The sequence below is a fragment of the Actinoplanes sp. CA-131856 genome (assembly GCF_050956135.1).
Classification (GTDB): Bacteria; Actinomycetota; Actinomycetes; order Mycobacteriales; family Micromonosporaceae; genus Actinoplanes.
Map to the genome: position 1 here is coordinate 2401978 of NZ_CP191849.1, position 16741 is coordinate 2418718.

Sequence of the window (16741 nt, forward strand, 5' to 3'; positions counted from 1 at the left end):
GGCCTGGTATGTAACACGTCGGTAACAAGAGAAGATGGTCTTGGGAGGGGCTGAATGGCAGAGTCACAACCGCGTCCCAAGATGGTGGACGTCGGGCGCCTGGCCGGCGTCTCGGCCCAGACGGTCTCGCGGTACTACACCGGCAAGGGGTACGTCGGCGCCGAGACGCGCGAGCGCATCGAGGCGGCCATCGCGCAGCTCAACTACCAGTTCAACGGCTCGGCCCGGAACCTGCGGGTGAACGCGACCCGGACGGTGGGCGTACTCACGACCGGTCCTTCGGTCTATGGCACCTGGTCGATCCTCCAGGGCCTCAACGAGGCCGCCCACGACGGCGGGTACGCGCTGTTCACGAGCTCGGTGGAGTTCGACCCGGCCGACGCGAGCGCTCCCGGCAAGGTTCACGAGGCCCTGGACCGGTTCCTCTCGGCCCGGGTGGACGGCATCCTCATCTTGTCGCCCCACCCGGGCATCGAGGACACCCTCGAACGGGTCTGGGGGACCGTCCCGGTCGTCATCCTGTCCGGGCACGCGTGGCCGAACGCCGACTCGGCCACCGTCGACTCCTACGAGGCGGCGCTGCTGGCCACGCGGCATCTGATCGAGCTCGGGCACCGGCGGATCCTGCACATCGCCGGGCCGGAGCAGATCAACGAGACGGAGGACCGGGAGCGCGGTTACCGCGACGCCCTGGCCGAAGTGGGCGCCGCGGCTCTTCCGGTGGTGCGCGGGGACTGGTCGGCCCAGTCCGGCTACGAGGCCGGCGCCGGCGTCGACGTCCGCGACTTCTCGGCCGTCTTCAGCGGCAACGACCAGATGGCGCTGGGTTTCATGAACGCGCTGCGCGGCCGTGGCCTGGTCGCGCCGGCCGACTATTCGATAGCGGGGGTGGACGACATGCCCGACGCCCGCCATTTCGCGCCGCCGCTGACGTCGGTCTGGATGGACTTCGTGGAGCTGGGGCGGGTCGGCTTCCGGATGCTCGTCGAGCGGATCGCGACCGGCGAGCGCGTCGCGCGGCAGGTCATCCACCCGCGCCTGGTGCCGCGCGAGTCGAGCGCGCGCGTCACGCCCGGGCGAAGAGACTGACGTCGACCGCGGCGGCCAGTGCCGCCATGCCGGCGTTGTTGGGGTGCATGTGGTCGCCCTGGTCGAGGTCGCTCTTCCACCGGGTCGGGTCGGCCGGGTCGCGGACGGCGGCGTCGAAGTCGACGACACCGTCGCAGCCGCTGCCGGCGGAGCGGACGAAGCGGTTGTAGACCGTCCGGCCGGACTCGCCCGCGCTGCTCCAGCCCTCCGAGTCGGCGAACGGCACCAGCGTCGCGCACAAGACCTTGATCTTCGCGGCGTGGCTGCGCTGGATCATCTGCCGCAGCCCGGCGACGAGCCGGTTGCCGGTGGACGCGTCGGCACCGCCCAGGTCGTTGATCCCGAGGTCGGCCACGATCACCCAGCGGACGCCGGTCTGGGCGAGGACGTCGCGCTGGAGCCGGTTGAGGGCGCTCTGGCCGACGCCGTCCTGCAGCAGCGAGTTGCCGCTGATGCCGGCGTTGAGCACGCCGACGGTCCGCCCCTCGCCGCCCAGCCGCTGCGCGAGCAGGTTGTGCCAGCTGCGGTTCTCGTTCCACGTCGAGTCGTACCCGTCGGTGATCGAGGCGCCGAGCGCGACGATCGAGCCCTCGGCCTCGCGGTTCTGGACGTCGACGCCGGCGAGGAAGGAGTAGTTGTAGAACGAGCGCACGCCGGACAGCGTGGCCTTCGTGCTCTGGTTGCCCGCGGCCACGTAGTTGTCGCGGTTCGCCGACTCGTGCTGGGTCACCGAGGCGACGGGCTGCGGGAGATAGGCGCTGACCGCCAGGTCGCCGCCGGCCGGCAGGCGGTACGCCACCGGGTCGCTCACGGCGGTCCCACCGGCCTTGACGGTCACCGAGTCGGCGCCGCCGAAGGTCACGTGCGCGTTGGTGGCCGGGTCGACCTCGCCGGTGCTCAGATGCTTGGCCAGATAGACGGCGCTGACGGTGAGCGGGGCCGTGCTGAACTCGTTGGAGAGCCGGACGCGCACGGAGTCGCCGCCGATGCTCGCGCGGACCACCTGCCGCAGCGTCTCGGCCTGGAAGCCGGCTCCCTTGCCGTCCTGCATGACCGTCGCCCAGGTGCCGGTCCAGGGGGTCTTCGGGTCCACCGGGGTGGCGACAGCCGGACCGGCGTTCCCCTGCTCGTCGCTCGGCGGGTCACGCCGCACCCACACGACCACCGCCACGACGACGAGCACGAGAACGGCCGAGACCAGGAATTTCGCACTTCCAGACCACTTCACTGCGCCCACGGTACGTCCTTGATCAACTACCGGGTATCAGTCGTTCCGCCCGGTAGTCTGACCAGGTGATACGCCCGGATCATCGGTATTGGTCGCACTTTCCGGTGTTCGGCCAGTTGGTGATCGTCGGACCGTCGGTGCACTGGACCTTCGACGACTGCAACGGGGAGTACGCCGAGGCGCTGTGCTCCGAACGGGCGCCGTTCGCGGAACTGGTGAAGATGTTGGCGTAGCCCTTGGCGCCGTCGTAGCGGCAGCCCTCATTCTCGTTGCACAGATGCTCGAGACCCTGCCAGAACCGGTCGTCGTAGATCACCTTCGTCTGGTTCGCCGGCAGCTGCATGCCGATCGGGCCGAAGATCAGCGGATCGCCGGTCCACTGGTCGATCATCGTGCTGGCCTGGCTGCTCTGGAAGGTCCAGAAACGCGTGAAGTACACCTCGACATAGACGCTGCTGTCGCTGTAGTTCTGCACGGCGATGCCAGTCTTGGTGGCCCCGCTGGCCTTGCGGGCGCAGGCCCAGAGCTTCACCTCGAACGTGCTCAGATAGACCGATCGCCCGCAGTCAGTGCTCGAATTGAACGGCCCGAAGTTCGCCTTCGTCTCGGCCGCGGCCGGTGCGGCGGCCAGCCCGACGACCGCGACGGCGGCGGCCAGCACGGCCCCCACACGACGTCCCAGGTGCATTCCCATGACCATCAAACCCTTTCCTCCCGTACGACCGGACCTCGCATCGATGGTCGGAAAGGGCGCTTTCGCTGACAACTGTCACCTGTCCCCGGCCTGCGGATATCTGTCCCCGGAGACAGATAGGAGCGGTCAGGAGAAGACCTGGGTGCAGTTCTCCCGGTACGGCTCGTCGCGCCACAGGCACACCTGAACCCGCACGGCGTGCCCGTCGATCGTGGTGGCCACGGCCATGGTCCGCACGTAGTCACGTTCGGAGCGGGCCAGCGTCACCGGGCAGCTGCGCCACCGCCCGTCGCCGGGCTGCCAGCGGATCCGGGCGCCGCCCGAGCGCGGCACGTTGTCGTCGGAGCCGGCCCGCCCCCAGTAGTAGGTGCGCCCGGCGTAGCGGTTGTAGCGGGCCGAGCCGTTCATCTCGTCGAAGTCCAGGAACGGCTCGATCACCTGAGCCTGCTCGTCCGGGCTGACCACGCTCGACTCGACCAGGTCCGCCCCGCTCGCGCCGTCGCGGCAGGGCAGATCGGCGACGGCGGCCGGCGCCGGGTCGGCGCGCTGCGCGAACTTGAGGGCCACCACCGCGCCGATCAGGGCGGCGACGAGCGCCACGGCGGCGGTGGTGGCCAACTGCCCGAAGCTGCGCGGCCAGCGCCACCGCCGCGAGACGAACTGCCCGTCGATCACCCGCGGTCCGTCGGCCTCCGCCTCCAGCGCGGGCGGCCCTTCGTTGTCCTCGCCCGGAGCGCGCCGGCTTTCGTTGGCCTCGCCCGGAGCGTGCCGGCTTTCGTTCTCCTCGCCCGGAGCGTGCCGGCTTTCGTTCTCCTCGCCCCGAGCGCGCTGGCTTTCGTTCTCCTCGCCCCGAACGGGTGGCCGGACCAGGGCGGCGCTGCGGCGCACGGCCGGCACCAGGAAGGGCGCGCGCTCGTCGGCGGCCCGCGCGGCCTCGGTCAGCGCCGTGATGCGGGCCGCCGCGGCGGCGAACCGGGCCGCGTCCGGCAACCCGAACTCCTGACCGGCGATCTGATGGCACGCCCGCACGACGGCCACCACCAGCAGCGGATCGGCCAGCGCGCGGGGCTCGGCGGCCAGCACCCGGGCCACGTCGTCCTTGTCGACGCCGACCGCGAACCGATGGGTCCTGATCACCTCGGCGATGTGCCGCAGCGAGGCCGGCCGGCGGCGCCGGCGGGGGACCGGAGCTCCCGGCGGCGGCTCGTACCGCCCGTCGCGCTCGGCCCGCCCGGCGGCGCTGTTCAGCATCGAGGACAACAGAGCGACGGCGTCGTCGACCTCGCGCCACCACGGCGATCTCGGTTCTTTCACGGCAACGGAGTATCGCCGTCACTCGATGTCCTTGTCCAACCCCGCCGGCGCTACATCTCGTGCTCCCACCAGCCGCGCGTGTCGACGTTCGCGGCGTCGGCGAGGGACTCCAGCTCGGCGGTCTCCTCACCGGCGAGCTCGATGTCGCGAGCACGGGCCAACCCGTCGATGTAGCTCGCCTTCGTGACGCCGACGATCGGGGTGGTCCCCTTGGCGAGGGCCCAGGCGACGGCGACGTCGGCGGCGGACGCGCCGCGGTCCGCGCCGATCGCCGCCAGGCGGTCCGTCAGCGCCTTCAGGTGGGGGAGGATGCCGTTGTACGCGGCCGCCCGGTTGCTGCCCTCCGGCAACGGGTGGGCCCGGCCGGTCAGCGCTCCCTGTTCGAGGACCATGTAGGCGAAGAAGCGTACGTCGTGCTCGCGGCAATGATCGAGAATGCCCGCCCGCTCGGAATCGCGGTGCAGAAGGCTGTAGTGGTTCTGGACGGCCTCCACCCGGAAGCCGGCCTCACCCAGGATCTGATCGGCGAGGGCGATCTCCTTCAGGTTGTGGTTGGAGACGCCGACGTGCTTGATCCGGCCGCTCCGCAGCAGCGGGATCAGGAGCGGCGTCCAGCGAGCCACGTCGGCTGGGTTGTGGATCCAGTACAGATCCACGTAGTCCGTACCCAGTCGGTCGAGGCTCTGCTCCAGCATGTCGGCGACCGGGTTGTCGCCGTCGCCGGCGGCCTGCGGGGTGAACTTCGTCGACAGCTGGTAGGCGCCGCGGTCGTACCCCTCGAGTGCCTGTGCGAGAACCGTCTCGGCCCGGCCCATGCCGTACACCACCGCGGTGTCCCAGAGCGTGAGCCCGTTCGCCTGCGCCTTCTCGACCACCTCGCGCAGGCCGGAAGCGGTCAGCCGGCTGCCGAACTGCCCGCCGCCCGCCCCGAAGTCGTCTCCCCAGGCCCACGTGCCCAACGCCAGTTTGTTGTTCGTCATGGTGCCCAGAAGACCGCGGTCGCCGCCGGTGGGGAAGGTCGCGGTCATCAGGGGGACAACCTCAACCCCCTTTGCGCCGTGACCAGCGGATACGGTGGATGACATGGACGAGCGGCGCGCCGAGATCAGGGACTTCCTGGCCAGTCGGCGGGCCCGGATCACCCCGGCCCAGGCCGGGCTGCCGACCAGCGCCCGGCGCCGGGTCGCCGGGCTGCGGCGCGAGGAGGTCGCCGTCCTGGCCGGCGTGAGCACGGAGTGGTACACGCGGCTGGAGAAGGGCCACATCGGCGGCGTGTCCGGCGACGTCCTCGACGCGGTCGCCCGCGCCCTGCGGCTGGACGACGACGAACGCACCTATCTGTTCGACCTGGCCCGGTCGTCGCGCCGCACGCCGTCGCGCCGCCGGGACGCCGACATTCCGCCCCGGGTCCAGTGGATGCTCGACGCCATGACGATGTCCTCGGCGTTCGTCCGCAACGGCCGCACGGACGTCATCGCGAGCAACCCTCTGGCCCGGGCCCTGTACGCGCCGATGTTCGGCGGCGACGGCCGCCCCAACATCGCCCGCTACATCTTCCTCGACCCCGGCGCCCGCGACTTCTTCGCCGACTGGGAGGCCGCCGGCAGCGCGACCGCCGCCCTGCTGCGGGCCGAGGCCGCACGGGAGCCCCACGACCGCGCCCTGCGCGACCTCATCGGCGAGTTGTCCACGCTCAGCACCGACTTCCGGAAGCAGTGGGCCACTCACGACGTGCTGATCCGCCACGACGGCGTCAAACGACTCCAGCACCCCGAGGCCGGCCAGGTGGAGCTGACCTTCCAGGACCTCGACCTGCCCTTGCCCGGCCGAGCCGCCCACAACCTGATCATCTACACCGCCGAGCCCGGGTCCGCGTCCGAGGATCGCCTGAAACTCCTCGCCAGCTGGGCGGCCACCCCTCCCGGGCGGCCGAGCGCCCCGGCCCCGCCTCGGTCCGGGCCTCAGGCGGGGTAGGCGCGGGTCTCGGTGGCCTTGACCGCGGCCCACAACTGGCGGCCGGGGACGAGGTCGAGCTGGGCGGCGGCGGCCGGGGTGATGTCGGCGGCGACGCTGATCGGGCCGTCCAGGCGTACCCGAAGGTTGTCGCCGTTGCGTTGCATGTCGGCCAGGACCGCGGGCCAGGTGTTGCGGGGGCTGCCCTCCGGCCGTTCGGGGAACAGGGCCACCGCGGCCGGCGGGAAGGCCACGAAGGCCGGGCCGTGCACGGATTCGTGCGCCGTGAGGGTGAAGCCGCCGGAGAGCTCGACGCCGGTGCCCGAACCGTGTCCGCGGTAGAGGTTGAGGCCGACGAGCTGGGCCACGTAGTCGGTGCGGGGGCGCGCCGTGATGGTCGCGGCGTCGCCCTCCTGGACGACGCGGCCGCCCTCGACGATGACCAGGCGGTCGGCCAGCACCAGCGCGTCCAGCGGGTCGTGCGTCACCAGCAAGGTCGCGCCCGGGTGGGCCGACAGGTGGCGGTGCAGCTCGGAGCGGGTCTCGAGCCGGGTCCGGGCGTCGAGCGCGGCTAGCGGCTCGTCGAGCAGGAGCAGTTGCGGGTCGACGGCGAGGGCGCGGGCCAGGGCTACGCGCTGGGCCTGGCCGCCGGAGAGCTGCCGGGGTTTGCGGCGGGCGAACTCGGCCAGACCGACCCGCTCCAGCCAGCGGTCGGCGATCTCGTGCGCGGTGCGGCGGTCGGCGCCGTGCCGGCGTGGGCCGAAGGCCACGTTGTCGCGGGCGCTCAGGTGGGGGAAGAGCAGGTAGTCCTGGAAGACGACGCCGATCGGGCGTCTCTCGGGCGGCGTCCGGGACAGGTCGTGGCCGTCGAGGGTGAGGTGTCCTTCGGTGAGTGGGGTCAGGCCGGCGAGCGTACGCAAGGCAGTGGTTTTGCCCGCGCCGTTGGGACCGAGCAGGGCGACCGTCTCGCCGGAGCTGATGCTCAGCTCGATGTCGAGGCGGAAAGGGCCACGCTGGGCGACGAGGTGCGCGTCGAGAAGCAGGTCGGTCATGGCGCGGTCAGCCAGCGGTCGCGGAGGGCGGCGAGGACGGTGACCGACACCGCGAGCAGGATGAGGCTGAGCACGACCGCGCCTTCCAGGTCACCGCTCTCCATCGTCTGGTAGACCGCGAGCGGCATGGTCTGCGTGATGCCCGGATAGTTGCCGGCGAAGGTGATCGTGGCGCCGAACTCACCGAGGGCCCGGGCCCAGCAGAGCACGGCGCCGGCCGCGACGCCGGGGCCGACCAGGGGCAGCGTCACGTGCGTGAAGGTCGTCCAGCGGGTCGCGCCCAGCGTGGCCGCCGCCTCCTCGTAGCGGACGTCGGCGCCGCGCAGCGCGCCCTCGACCGAGATGACCAGGAACGGCAGCGCCACGAAGGACTCGGCGACCACCACCCCCGCGGTGGTGAAGGGCAGGGAGAAGCCGAAGGTGCTGTCGAGCCACTGCCCGACCAGCCCGCGGCGGCCCAGGGCGAGCAGCAGGGCGATGCCGCCCACGACCGGCGGCAGGACCAGCGGCACGGTGACCAGCGCCCGCACCAGGCGCCGGCCCGGGAAGGTGACCCGGGCCAGCAGCCAGGCCAGCGGAACTCCCAGCACCAGGCAGAACAGCGTGGCCAGGGTCGCGGTGACCACGGACAGCCGCAGCGCCTGAAGAACCTCGGGTTCGGTCAGCCGCTGCGGCAGGGTGGCCCACGGCACCCGCGCCAGCAGCCCGATCACCGGCAGGATCAGGAAGATCAGGCCGAGCACCGCGGGCAGCAGCAGGGGAAAGGGCACGCGGGAAGTGCCGCGGGTGTCGGTGGCAGTCATCGTGGTCAGGGTGCCTGGAAGCCGGCTTCCTCGAGCACCTTTGTGCCGTCGGCGGAGAGCACGTAGTCGAGGAACGCCTGACCACCGGAGGAGTTCCTGGCCCCCTTGAGCAGGACGATCGGATAGTCGTTGACGGCCTTGGCCGACTCGGGGAACTCGACCGCGTCGACATCGCCCGCGGCGGCCTTGGCGTCGGTGCGGTAGACCAGCGAGGCGTCGACCTCACCCAGCTTCACCTTGGCCAGCGCGGCCTTGACGTCCTGCTCGTAGGTGACCGGCGTGACCTTGACCCCGGCCGCCTCGAGGGCCTTCGTGGCCGCCGCGCCGCACGGCACCTCGGCGGCGCACAGCGCGACCTTGATGTCCTTGCTCGCGAGACCGGCCAGTCCGTCGATCTTCTTGGGATTGCCCTTGCCGACCGCGATCACCAGCTGGTTCTTCACGAACGTGGTGGGCGAGCCCGACGCGTTGCCGGCGTCGGTGACCGTGGTCATGTTCTTCGGCGCGGCCGAGGCGAAGACGTCGGCCGGCGCGCCCTGGTTGATCTGGGTGGCCAGCGCCGAGCTCCCCGCGAAGTTGAACGTCACGGTGGTGCCCGGGTGCGCCGCCTCGAACTGCTTGCCGAGCGTGGTGAACGACTCGGTCAGCGACGCCGCCGCGAAGACGGTGACGGCGCCGGTCACCTTCGGCCCGCTGGCGGCGCCGCTTTCCTGGTCACCGCACCCGGCGACACCGAACGAGACGATCGCGGCCAGCCCGGCCGCCGCGACACGAAGTGCCTTCAACTGGTCCTCCCCTTGGGCGCCACGGCCTCCACCACCACCGTGGTCGACTTGATCACGGCCACGGCCACGGACCCGACCTGCAGGTCGAGCTCGTCGGCCGCCTCGCGGCTCATCAGCGACACCACCCGGAACGGCCCGGCCTGAATGTCCACCTGGGCCATCACGGTGTCTTTGACGACCGCGGTCACGATGCCGCGCAGCCGGTTGCGGGCCGACGACTCGCCGTTCGCCTCCTGCTCACCGGCCTGATGACGCACGAACGCGGCCAGCTCGGCCCCGTCGATCTGCCGGTGGCCCTGCTCGTCGCGCTCCGCGGCCAGCCGTCCGCCGTCGATCCACCGGCGCACCGTGTCCACGCTGACGCCGAGCAGTTCGGCGGCTTCACCGATACGGAATGTCGTCACGACGATCACCCTACCGGTGGGCACGTGCGGCCGATAGCAGCACCATTGCCATGCGACTGCGATGACGATCACGGCGTGAAAGCCGCAGCTGCGATGGTGGACCGCTGCCTGCGACATGGTCATCGCGTGGCGATAGCCTGCTCCCCTGTTTCTGCTGGGGGACCGACTGTGCCGACGGACGACGAGCTGGCCGGCGCGCTGATCGCGGCGCGGGCCGGTGACGATCGGGGTTTCGCCGTGCTGTGGCACGCGCTGAACCCGGCCGTCCTGCGCTATCTGCGGGTGGTGGCGGGTGACGCGGCCGAGGACGTGGCATCGGAGACCTGGCTGCAGGCGGCGCGCGACCTCGACCGGTTCGCCGGCGGCCCGGACGCGTTCCGGGCCTGGTTGTTCCGCATCGCCCGGCATCGCGGCATCGACGAGCGGCGCCGGGCCGGCCGCCGCCGCGAGGAGCCGGCCGCGACGGTCGACGACGGGTCGCTGTCGCGCGACGCCGCCACCGAGATGATCGAGGGTGCGGAGATCGACTGGGCCCTCGAACGGATCGCGTCGCTCCCCGGCGACCAGGCCGAGGCCGTGATGCTGCGCGTGGTGGCCGGCCTCGACGTCGCCGCCACCGCCCAGGTGCTGGGCAAACGCCGGGGCGCCGTACGGGTCGCGACCATGCGCGGCCTGCGCCGCCTGGCCGCCGACCCCCAGGTCCGCGACCGCGCGCCTGACTCCCCGGTGCGCGATCGTGCGGCCGAGACCCCGCGGTCCACCGCCGCCGAGGAGGTGTGACGCCGATGCGCGGACGTGACGAGGCGGACCGGGTGGCCGGTGGCGGGCGGACCGGCGACCCCGGGCTGGACCGCCTGCTCGACGCCGCTCGGGCTCCGGCCACCCCGGCCGAGACCCGCGGCGGGGAGCAGATGGCGGCCGCCCTGGCCGCCGAACGCCGCCGCGCCCTGGCCGCCCAGAAGCGCCCGGCCCGCCCGCGCCCGGCCCGCCCGCGCGCCGTCATCGTCGGTGTCGCGACGGCGGTGTTCGTGCTCGGCGCCGGCGGCACCGCGGTGGCGGCACGCACCGGCAGCCTTCCGGTCGGCGCGCAACAGCAGGCGCACCGCCTGTTCTCGGGGCTGGGCGTGCCCCCGCCGATCCGGACGACGCCTCCCGCCGGGCCTCCCACCCCGACCGCTGCGACTCTCAGCCGCCCGCCGTCGGCCCCCACGCCGCGGCCGTCGGCTTCCACGCCTCAGTCGTCGGCTTCCACGTCGCAGCCGGCACCGTCCGGTTCCTCACCGGCGCCGTCCAGTCCGCCGCCGGCGCCGTCGGCCACCGCTTCCACCTCGGCCGCGGCGGCGGAGGACCGGATCGCCTGGTGTACGGCCTGGCAGATCGACGCCGACGGCGGGCACCCGATGAACGGGCGGGACCGGCGGGACCTGTTCGCCGCGGCCGGCGGTGAGGAGAATGTGGCGGACTACTGCGACGGCGTGGCCGCCCCGTCCCCGAGCCCTGGAAAGAAAAAGTAAAAGCGTTCCAGCCGTCGTTTTTGTTACTCGAAAACCCCTCCGGGCGATTGATATCGCTCACCGTTGATTACGGCGGTGCGGGCTCCTACCGTTTGTGGCCGCGTTCACTTCAGGGAGGAGACCACGTGGCCATCGCCGTGCTGATGAGGCGGGTGTCGCCCGAGGACGTCGCCCGTGGGCTCGAGCATCTGGAGTCCGGGTTCGGCGCGACGATGGACGACGACGTGTTCGACGCCGAGGCCGGCGCCGGCCTGCTGTGCAGCCTCGGCCGGGACTGGGTCTTCGTCGATCTGGCCCTCACCGGCGACCGGCACACCTCCGGCGGGCTGGCCGACCTGGTGGTGCTGGGCGGCGACCCGCTGGGCCAGGCCGGGCCGACCGACCGCGACATGATCATCGTGCTCGACGTGGAGAAGACCGCTGTCGCCGCCGCCTACCTGCGCGACATCGACCCGGACGCGCTGATCGAGCGGCACCGCCCGCAGCTGGCCGAGCGCGCCGCCGGCACCGTGTCCGACGCGTTCCTGGCCGACATCCGGCAGTACCTGGAGAACCTGCGCGGTTTCTACACTGCCGCCGCCAAGGCCGGCCAGGCGGTGGCCAAGCGCACCTACGTCTGAGGTCAGAGCCTGGTTGATCACCCGTGCTAGCGTCGCCGACTGCTAAACGATCTATGCGGTGGCGGGAGTGCTCATGTCCGACGAATCCACCGACGCCGTCACGGAGGAGCCGACCGTCGTCGTACGTCCGAGGACGCCCCCGGACGGCGAGGCCGGCAAGGACGGCGAGGCCGGCAAGGGCGACGAGGCCGGCAAGGGCGGCGAGGGCAGCGAGGCCGTCGATGACGGCCCCCGCGCCCCGGAGACCGGCGAAGCCGCATCCGCCGGCCTCACCCGGCGGCAGATGCTCATCGGCGGGGCCGGGGTGGCCGGCCTGGCGATGGCCGGTGTCGCCGCCGTCGCCGTCGGTTCCTCGCGGCACAGCTCCGCCCCCGCGCCGGTCCGGTCGTCGCCGGTCAGCCCCGCCGTGACCACTCCTCGGACCCCGGAGAGCGCCCCCGTCACCGAGCCGCCGGCGCCGGTCCAGCACCGGGCGATCTTCACGCTCGACGAGTACCGCCGGGCCGCCGGCGCGCCGGCCTTCCCGGCCGACGCGATCGCGCTGACCATCGACGACGGCCCGCATCCGGTCTGGACACCGAAGATCCTGCGGCTGCTCGACAAGTACGACGTGCCGGCCATGTTCTGCATGATCGGCAATCAGGTGCTCGGTCACGAAGCCGTCGCGCAGAGCGTCACCAAGGCCGGTCATCAGCTCGCCAATCACACCTGGAGCCATCCCACGAAGTTGGCCGGCAAGCCCGGCGCTTTCGTCCAGAAACAGATCCAGAAGGCACAAGCCAAGATCGAGAAGACCACCGGGTACGCCCCGAAGCTGTTCCGCTCGCCCGGCGGCGACTGGTCCGCGCCGCTGCTGGCCGAGGTCGCCCGCGCGGGACTGTTGCCACTGGACTGGAGCGTCGACCCCCGCGACTGGTCGCGGCCGGGCACCCAGAAGGTCGAGCAGCGCATGCTGGCCGCCCACCCGGGCCAGATCATCCTGTGCCACGACGGCGGCGGGGACCGCTCACAGACGTACAGCGCCCTCAGTGCCGTCATCCCGGTGCTCAAGGCGCGGGGTCTGCGGTTCGTGGCGCTCTGATCCGGAGTCCCGGGCCAGGAAACATGACAGGAGCCGCCTGAACTCGTGGGGGTGCTCCAGCGCCGGCACGTGCCCGCATCGGCCGATCACATGCAGACGGACGTGGGCCAGGTGGCCGAGCAGGGGGAGGGCCGCCGTCCCGAGCGGGGTGACGGTGTCCTCGGCGCCGTGGACGAGCAGCACGGGCGCGCGGACATGTCCTACGGGTCCATGCTCGCCGGGCTGGCGTTCTCCCATGCGGGCAACGCGGCCCCGCACGCCCTCCAGTACCCCATCGGCGCCGCCACGCACACGCCGCACGGCCTGGGCGTCGGACTGCTCCTGCCCTACGCGCTGAACGCGGCCAGAACCGCCATCGGCGACCGGCTGGCCCACCTCGCCCAGGCGTGCGGGCTGGACGTGGCCGGCGCCTCGGACGCCGAGGCGGCCGACGTGTTCCTCACCTGGCTCGACCAGCTCCTGGCCGACATCGGCATCCCACCCACCCTGGCCGACATCGGTGTGGCCCGCGCCGACCTTCCCCGCTTCGCGGAGATGGCCACCGGTGTCACCCGCCTGATCCAGAACCATCCGGGCCCCACCGACGCCGCCAGCCTGACCGCGATCCTCGAGGCGGCCTGGACCGGGGACCGGACCCGCCACGTCCTGACCTCAGGCTGATCGAGGGGCGGCGCGGGCGGTGACGGCCGCCCGGGTCACGGGGCCTCGCGTGCCTGGTACTCGCGGGGCGACAGCCCGTGGAAGCGGGAGAAGGCGGCGCTGAACGTCGGGAGGTGGGCGTAGCCGACGCGACGGGCGACGGCCACCGGTTTGACGCCACCGGCCAGCAGGTCCCGGGCCAAGCGCATGCGGGCGGCGTCGCGCCACCGGGCGAAGGTCATGCCGGTCTGTTCGCGGAAGGCCCGCCGGATGCCGGCCGGCACGCCGGGCGCCGACCCGCCGGACGTGCCGATGCGGCGCAGATAGTCCATGGCCACGGCCCGGGCGCGGGGGTCGGCCGGCATCGGCACCGACAGCGCGCGTTGCGCGGCGAGATGATCGGCGAACAGGTCGAGGACGTGGCTGGGGTCGTAGCCGTCCGGGCGCACCGGGGTGCGGGCACTGATGGAGCAGAACATCAGGTAGTCGTCCCAGGCGGGCGGGAACTGGGCTTGCAGCGGCTCGGTCAGCCGGAGGTCGTCGGCGGTGGCGTTACCGAGCGGCAGGGAGATCGAGTTCTCGCGGACGCCGGTGGTGTGCTCCAGACCGGCCGGGATCCAGATCGCGCCGCCCCGGCCCCATTCGTAGCGGCGGTCGCCGGCGTCGAGATATCCGCTGCCGCGATAAGCCCAGCAGAGGACGTGGGAATCGTTGGTGTGCGAGGTCGTCCGGGTCGCCGGGAGCAGCTCGGGCGGGGCCGGCGAGGTGCGGCCTTCCCGCACCAGCTTGACGAGGTCGTCGGCCTGACGCGCCGCGGTCGTGCGCTGCTGTGCGGAGAGCGTCCGGCTGAACGCGTAGGGCGTCGACCCGAACTGCTGCTTGAACGCGCGGGCGAATCCGTTGCGGCTGGCGAAGCCCACCCGGGCCGCCACCTGGTCGACGCCGTAGCCGGCGGCCAGGAGCTCGACGGCCGCGCTCAACCGGCAGCGCAGCCGCCACTGCTCGAAGGTCAGCCCGGTGCCGGCCAGGAAGGAGCGCCGCAGGGTGCGCGGGCTGGACAGCACCCGTTCCGCCCATGCGGCGACGGTGAGGTCGGCCGCCGGATTGCGGAGCAGCTCGCCGGCCACGGCCCGGGCCCCGGCGGCTCTCGGCATGACCGGCGGATCGGCCGGGTACGGCTCGGCGTCGCCGCTCGGCGCGGGCGGCCGCCGGCCGGAGCCGCGGAGAAGGCCGACCAGCGCGTCCTGGGAGTATCCGTGTCCCGTCAGCGGCGTGACCATGAGGTTGAAGTGCTGGATCAGCCAGTCCTGCCAGCCGTCGGGAACCACGAACCGCCTCGGTTCCGGTAAGGCTCCGGCCCCGACGCTCGGATGCGTCAGCAGCGGGAAGGCGACCGTTCCGGGCTCGGTGACGACCGTCCAGGAGTTGCCGTCGGCGGCCGGGATCCAGACGCCCTCGCCCGCGGCGAGCCGGAACTCCGGGTGACCCTCCATGCGGAGGCACGCCGAGCCCGTGCGGACCCAGAACAGCAGATGCGCGGTCTTGTTCCAGGAACCGCTCGACCGCACCGGCGGGATCGGCGGCGGCTGGCCCGCGCTCATGTCCTAACCATATGGCAGCCTGCGCACACTATTGGAGATAAGGGTTGCCTAACCTTATCGGCCTCTGGTCAATCCGAAAGGTGCCGTCCCCAGCATGCCCAAGACCTCACGCCGCATCACCGTGCATCCCCTGACCCTGCGCGAGGCCGAGGTCGTCCGGGTGACGGACCTGACCCCGGGCATGCGGCGGATCACCCTGGCCGGTGCGCAGCTCCGCGCGTTCACCTCGGCCAACGGATTTCCCCAGCCGGCGTTCGACTCGGCGGGCTTCGACGACGACATCCGCCTGGTGTTCAGCTATCCCGGCCAGGCCGATCCGGTGCTGCCGGTGCAGAAGGAGACGGGCCTCGACCTGCCGAGGGACCCGCGTCCGTTGTCCAGGGTCTACACCGTGCGCCGCTGGGATCCCGGCGCGGGCGAGCTGGACGTCGACTTCGTCAAGCACGGCATCGGCGTGGGCACCACCTGGGCGTACCGCGCCGAGGTCGGCGACCGTGTCCACTTCTTCGGCCCGGGCTCGTCCCGCGCGTTCCCGCAGAACGCGGACTGGCTGCTGGTCGCCGGCGACGACACGGCGATCCCCGCGATCGCCCGCCTGCTCGACGAACTGCCCGAGGGAACGAGGGTCCAGGTGTTCATCGAGATCGCCGAGGACGAGCACCGCCAGGAGTTGCGTGAGCGGCCCGGCGTCGAGGTGACCTGGCTCGTGCGCGCGGGCGCCGAGGCGACCCCGCTGCTGGACGCGGTCCGGAACTGTCGCTGGTGGGAGGGCGAGCCGTTCGCGTGGATCGCCGGCGAACAGCGGCTGGTCCGCGACATCCGGCGCCATCTGGTCGAGGACCGGGGAGTCCCGAAGGGTGACGTCGAGTTCATCGGGTACTGGCGTCGCGGCGAGGTCGTCGCCCTCGAGACCGACCAGGCTCTGCCGGACCCCGGTAAGACGAGAACGCCGTTCGAGAAGCTCCACGATCTGGCCGAGCTGATCGCCCCGATCGCCATCCGCAGCGCCGTCGAGCTGGGCGTCCCCGAGCTGATCTCCCGCGGCGTGACCGGCGTCGGTGACCTGGCGGCGAAGGCGGACGCCGATGAGCGGGCGCTGGGCAAGCTTCTGCGCTACCTGCACACCCTGGGCATCCTCGTCGAGACCGGACCGGGCCACTACGGTCTGACGCCGGTGGGTGAGGTCCTGACCCTCGAATTCATGATCGACCTTCTGCACCCCCAGGGGGCCGCCGGGCGCGAGATGCTCGGCATCCACGGGCTCACCGAGTCGGTTCGCACGGGCCGGGCGTCGTACGCCTCGGTCACCGGCCAGACGTTCACCGAGGTGCGCACCGAACAGGCTTACGAGGATCGCTACCTGGAACGCCTGGCGAAATTCCAGGCCGCGCTGGCCGAGCCGATCGCCAGGTCCGAACTGCTCGACGGGGTCGAGCACCTGGTGCTCCACTCCGGCGGCGCCGGCGCCCAGGCCCGTGAGTTCGTCGCGGCCCGGCCCGGCCTGCGCGTGACGATCTGCGCGCTGCCCGCCCAGGCCGACTGGCTGCGCCGCGACCTGCCCGACACCATTCCCGACGAGCGCCAGCGGGCGCGGGTCAGCGTGGCCGAGCAGTCCTTCTTCGAGCCCAGCCCGCCGGCGGACGCCGTGTTCGTCATCCGCGCCTTCAAGAACCTGCCCGATGCCGACGCCGCACACGCCCTGCGCCGAGCGGCCGGGAACCTCCGGCCCGGCGGCCGGGTGCTGCTGATCGAGGACACGTTCGACCTCGGCGACCTCGATGAGCACGACGGCGAGGCGGACCTGCTCGCCCTCACCGTGCACGGCTCCGGTCTGCGCACCGAGGCCGAGCTCGACGCCGTCATCGCGCGGGCCGGTCTCGTCCGCGCCGCGCGGCACACGGTCGGCTGGGGCACCACCGTCCACGACCTCGTGCCGGCCGGCATCCACTGACGTACACCCCCCA

17 protein-coding genes are annotated in these 16741 nt (G+C 72.2%); 8 read left to right on the forward strand and 9 right to left on the reverse strand.

All coding sequences use genetic code 11. The features are described 5' to 3' along the window. Positions 1-54 precede the first annotated feature (54 nt). Positions 55-1089, forward strand: coding sequence for a LacI family DNA-binding transcriptional regulator (locus tag ACQP2X_RS11545; protein WP_498696217.1), 1035 nt, complete (start codon positions 55-57; stop codon positions 1087-1089). Here ACQP2X_RS11545 and ACQP2X_RS11550 read toward each other — a convergent pair. The 4 genes from ACQP2X_RS11550 to ACQP2X_RS11565 all read right to left on the reverse strand — a co-directional run bounded on the left by ACQP2X_RS11550 (position 1067) and on the right by ACQP2X_RS11565 (position 5353). Continuing rightward, positions 1067-2317: a GDSL-type esterase/lipase family protein gene (locus tag ACQP2X_RS11550; protein ID WP_498696218.1), complete on the reverse strand. Its 1251-nt coding sequence runs from the start codon at positions 2315-2317 to the stop codon at positions 1067-1069. The two genes, ACQP2X_RS11545 and ACQP2X_RS11550, sit on opposite strands and share 23 nt — an antisense overlap. A 79-nt stretch (positions 2318-2396) precedes the next feature. Continuing rightward, complete coding sequence (locus ACQP2X_RS11555) at positions 2397-3011, reverse strand: hypothetical protein (RefSeq protein ID WP_498696219.1); 615 nt, start codon at positions 3009-3011, stop codon at positions 2397-2399. Between the two features lie 126 nt (positions 3012-3137). Continuing rightward, entirely contained in the window at positions 3138-4325 is a 1188-nt protein-coding gene (locus ACQP2X_RS11560) for a hypothetical protein (RefSeq protein ID WP_498696220.1), read from the reverse strand. Positions 4326-4375: 50 nt separating this feature from the next. Beyond that, complete coding sequence (locus ACQP2X_RS11565; protein WP_498696221.1) at positions 4376-5353, reverse strand: aldo/keto reductase; 978 nt, start codon at positions 5351-5353, stop codon at positions 4376-4378. Positions 5354-5408: 55 nt separating this feature from the next. Between ACQP2X_RS11565 and ACQP2X_RS11570 the strand changes: the two genes are divergently transcribed. Next, entirely contained in the window at positions 5409-6299 is an 891-nt protein-coding gene (locus ACQP2X_RS11570; protein WP_498696222.1) for a helix-turn-helix transcriptional regulator, read from the forward strand. On the opposite strand, the gene ACQP2X_RS11575 is transcribed toward ACQP2X_RS11570, so the two are convergent. Genes ACQP2X_RS11575 through ACQP2X_RS11590 form a run of 4 tightly spaced genes read right to left on the reverse strand, consistent with a single transcriptional unit; the run spans position 6287 to position 9322 of the window. Continuing rightward, a complete protein-coding gene (locus ACQP2X_RS11575; protein ID WP_498696223.1) occupies positions 6287-7330 on the reverse strand; it encodes an ABC transporter ATP-binding protein in 1044 nt (347 codons plus the stop codon). The two genes, ACQP2X_RS11570 and ACQP2X_RS11575, sit on opposite strands and share 13 nt — an antisense overlap. Next, positions 7327-8133, reverse strand: a complete 807-nt coding sequence (locus ACQP2X_RS11580; RefSeq protein ID WP_498696224.1) for an ABC transporter permease — start codon at positions 8131-8133, stop codon at positions 7327-7329. Before ACQP2X_RS11580 ends, ACQP2X_RS11575 begins: the two co-directional genes overlap by 4 nt. Before the next feature lie 5 nt (positions 8134-8138). Then, complete coding sequence (gene modA / locus ACQP2X_RS11585; RefSeq protein WP_498696225.1) at positions 8139-8918, reverse strand: molybdate ABC transporter substrate-binding protein; 780 nt, start codon at positions 8916-8918, stop codon at positions 8139-8141. Then, positions 8915-9322, reverse strand: coding sequence for a TOBE domain-containing protein (locus ACQP2X_RS11590; protein WP_498696226.1), 408 nt, complete (start codon positions 9320-9322; stop codon positions 8915-8917). Before ACQP2X_RS11590 ends, modA begins: the two co-directional genes overlap by 4 nt. 168 nt (positions 9323-9490) lie before the next feature. Here ACQP2X_RS11590 and ACQP2X_RS11595 point away from each other — a divergent pair, with 168 nt between their 5' ends. The 5 genes from ACQP2X_RS11595 to ACQP2X_RS11615 all read left to right on the forward strand — a co-directional run bounded on the left by ACQP2X_RS11595 (position 9491) and on the right by ACQP2X_RS11615 (position 13197). Continuing rightward, positions 9491-10102: an RNA polymerase sigma factor gene (locus ACQP2X_RS11595; protein WP_498696227.1), complete on the forward strand. Its 612-nt coding sequence runs from the start codon at positions 9491-9493 to the stop codon at positions 10100-10102. A gap of 5 nt (positions 10103-10107) precedes the next feature. Then, complete coding sequence (locus ACQP2X_RS11600) at positions 10108-10836, forward strand: hypothetical protein (RefSeq protein ID WP_498696228.1); 729 nt, start codon at positions 10108-10110, stop codon at positions 10834-10836. 125 nt (positions 10837-10961) lie between these two features. After that, complete coding sequence (locus ACQP2X_RS11605) at positions 10962-11456, forward strand: DUF1877 family protein (protein WP_498696229.1); 495 nt, start codon at positions 10962-10964, stop codon at positions 11454-11456. Between the two features lie 73 nt (positions 11457-11529). After that, entirely contained in the window at positions 11530-12537 is a 1008-nt protein-coding gene (locus ACQP2X_RS11610) for a polysaccharide deacetylase family protein (protein ID WP_498696230.1), read from the forward strand. A gap of 90 nt (positions 12538-12627) precedes the next feature. Beyond that, entirely contained in the window at positions 12628-13197 is a 570-nt protein-coding gene (locus tag ACQP2X_RS11615) for a dehydroquinate synthase/iron-containing alcohol dehydrogenase family protein (RefSeq protein ID WP_498696231.1), read from the forward strand. Between the two features lie 35 nt (positions 13198-13232). Here ACQP2X_RS11615 and ACQP2X_RS11620 read toward each other — a convergent pair whose 3' ends face one another. Beyond that, positions 13233-14777, reverse strand: a complete 1545-nt coding sequence (locus ACQP2X_RS11620; RefSeq protein ID WP_498696232.1) for a helix-turn-helix domain-containing protein — start codon at positions 14775-14777, stop codon at positions 13233-13235. 94 nt (positions 14778-14871) lie between these two features. On the opposite strand from ACQP2X_RS11620, the gene ACQP2X_RS11625 reads away from it, so the two are divergent. Continuing rightward, a complete protein-coding gene (locus ACQP2X_RS11625) occupies positions 14872-16728 on the forward strand; it encodes an SIP domain-containing protein (protein ID WP_498696233.1) in 1857 nt (618 codons plus the stop codon). Positions 16729-16741: the final 13 nt, after the last annotated feature.

Coding starts and splice junctions, on each gene's coding strand:
- ACQP2X_RS11545 (WP_498696217.1), top strand. CDS start 55: ATGGCAGAGTCACAACCGCGTCCCAAGATGGTGGACGTCGGGCGCCTG.
- ACQP2X_RS11555 (WP_498696219.1), bottom strand. CDS start 3,011: ATGGGAATGCACCTGGGACGTCGTGTGGGGGCCGTGCTGGCCGCCGCC.
- ACQP2X_RS11565 (WP_498696221.1), bottom strand. CDS start 5,353: ATGACCGCGACCTTCCCCACCGGCGGCGACCGCGGTCTTCTGGGCACC.
- ACQP2X_RS11570 (WP_498696222.1), top strand. CDS start 5,409: ATGGACGAGCGGCGCGCCGAGATCAGGGACTTCCTGGCCAGTCGGCGG.
- ACQP2X_RS11575 (WP_498696223.1), bottom strand. CDS start 7,330: ATGACCGACCTGCTTCTCGACGCGCACCTCGTCGCCCAGCGTGGCCCT.
- ACQP2X_RS11580 (WP_498696224.1), bottom strand. CDS start 8,133: ATGACTGCCACCGACACCCGCGGCACTTCCCGCGTGCCCTTTCCCCTG.
- ACQP2X_RS11600 (WP_498696228.1), top strand. CDS start 10,108: ATGCGCGGACGTGACGAGGCGGACCGGGTGGCCGGTGGCGGGCGGACC.
- ACQP2X_RS11610 (WP_498696230.1), top strand. CDS start 11,530: ATGTCCGACGAATCCACCGACGCCGTCACGGAGGAGCCGACCGTCGTC.
- ACQP2X_RS11615 (WP_498696231.1), top strand. CDS start 12,628: ATGCAGACGGACGTGGGCCAGGTGGCCGAGCAGGGGGAGGGCCGCCGT.
- ACQP2X_RS11620 (WP_498696232.1), bottom strand. CDS start 14,777: ATGAGCGCGGGCCAGCCGCCGCCGATCCCGCCGGTGCGGTCGAGCGGT.
- ACQP2X_RS11625 (WP_498696233.1), top strand. CDS start 14,872: ATGCCCAAGACCTCACGCCGCATCACCGTGCATCCCCTGACCCTGCGC.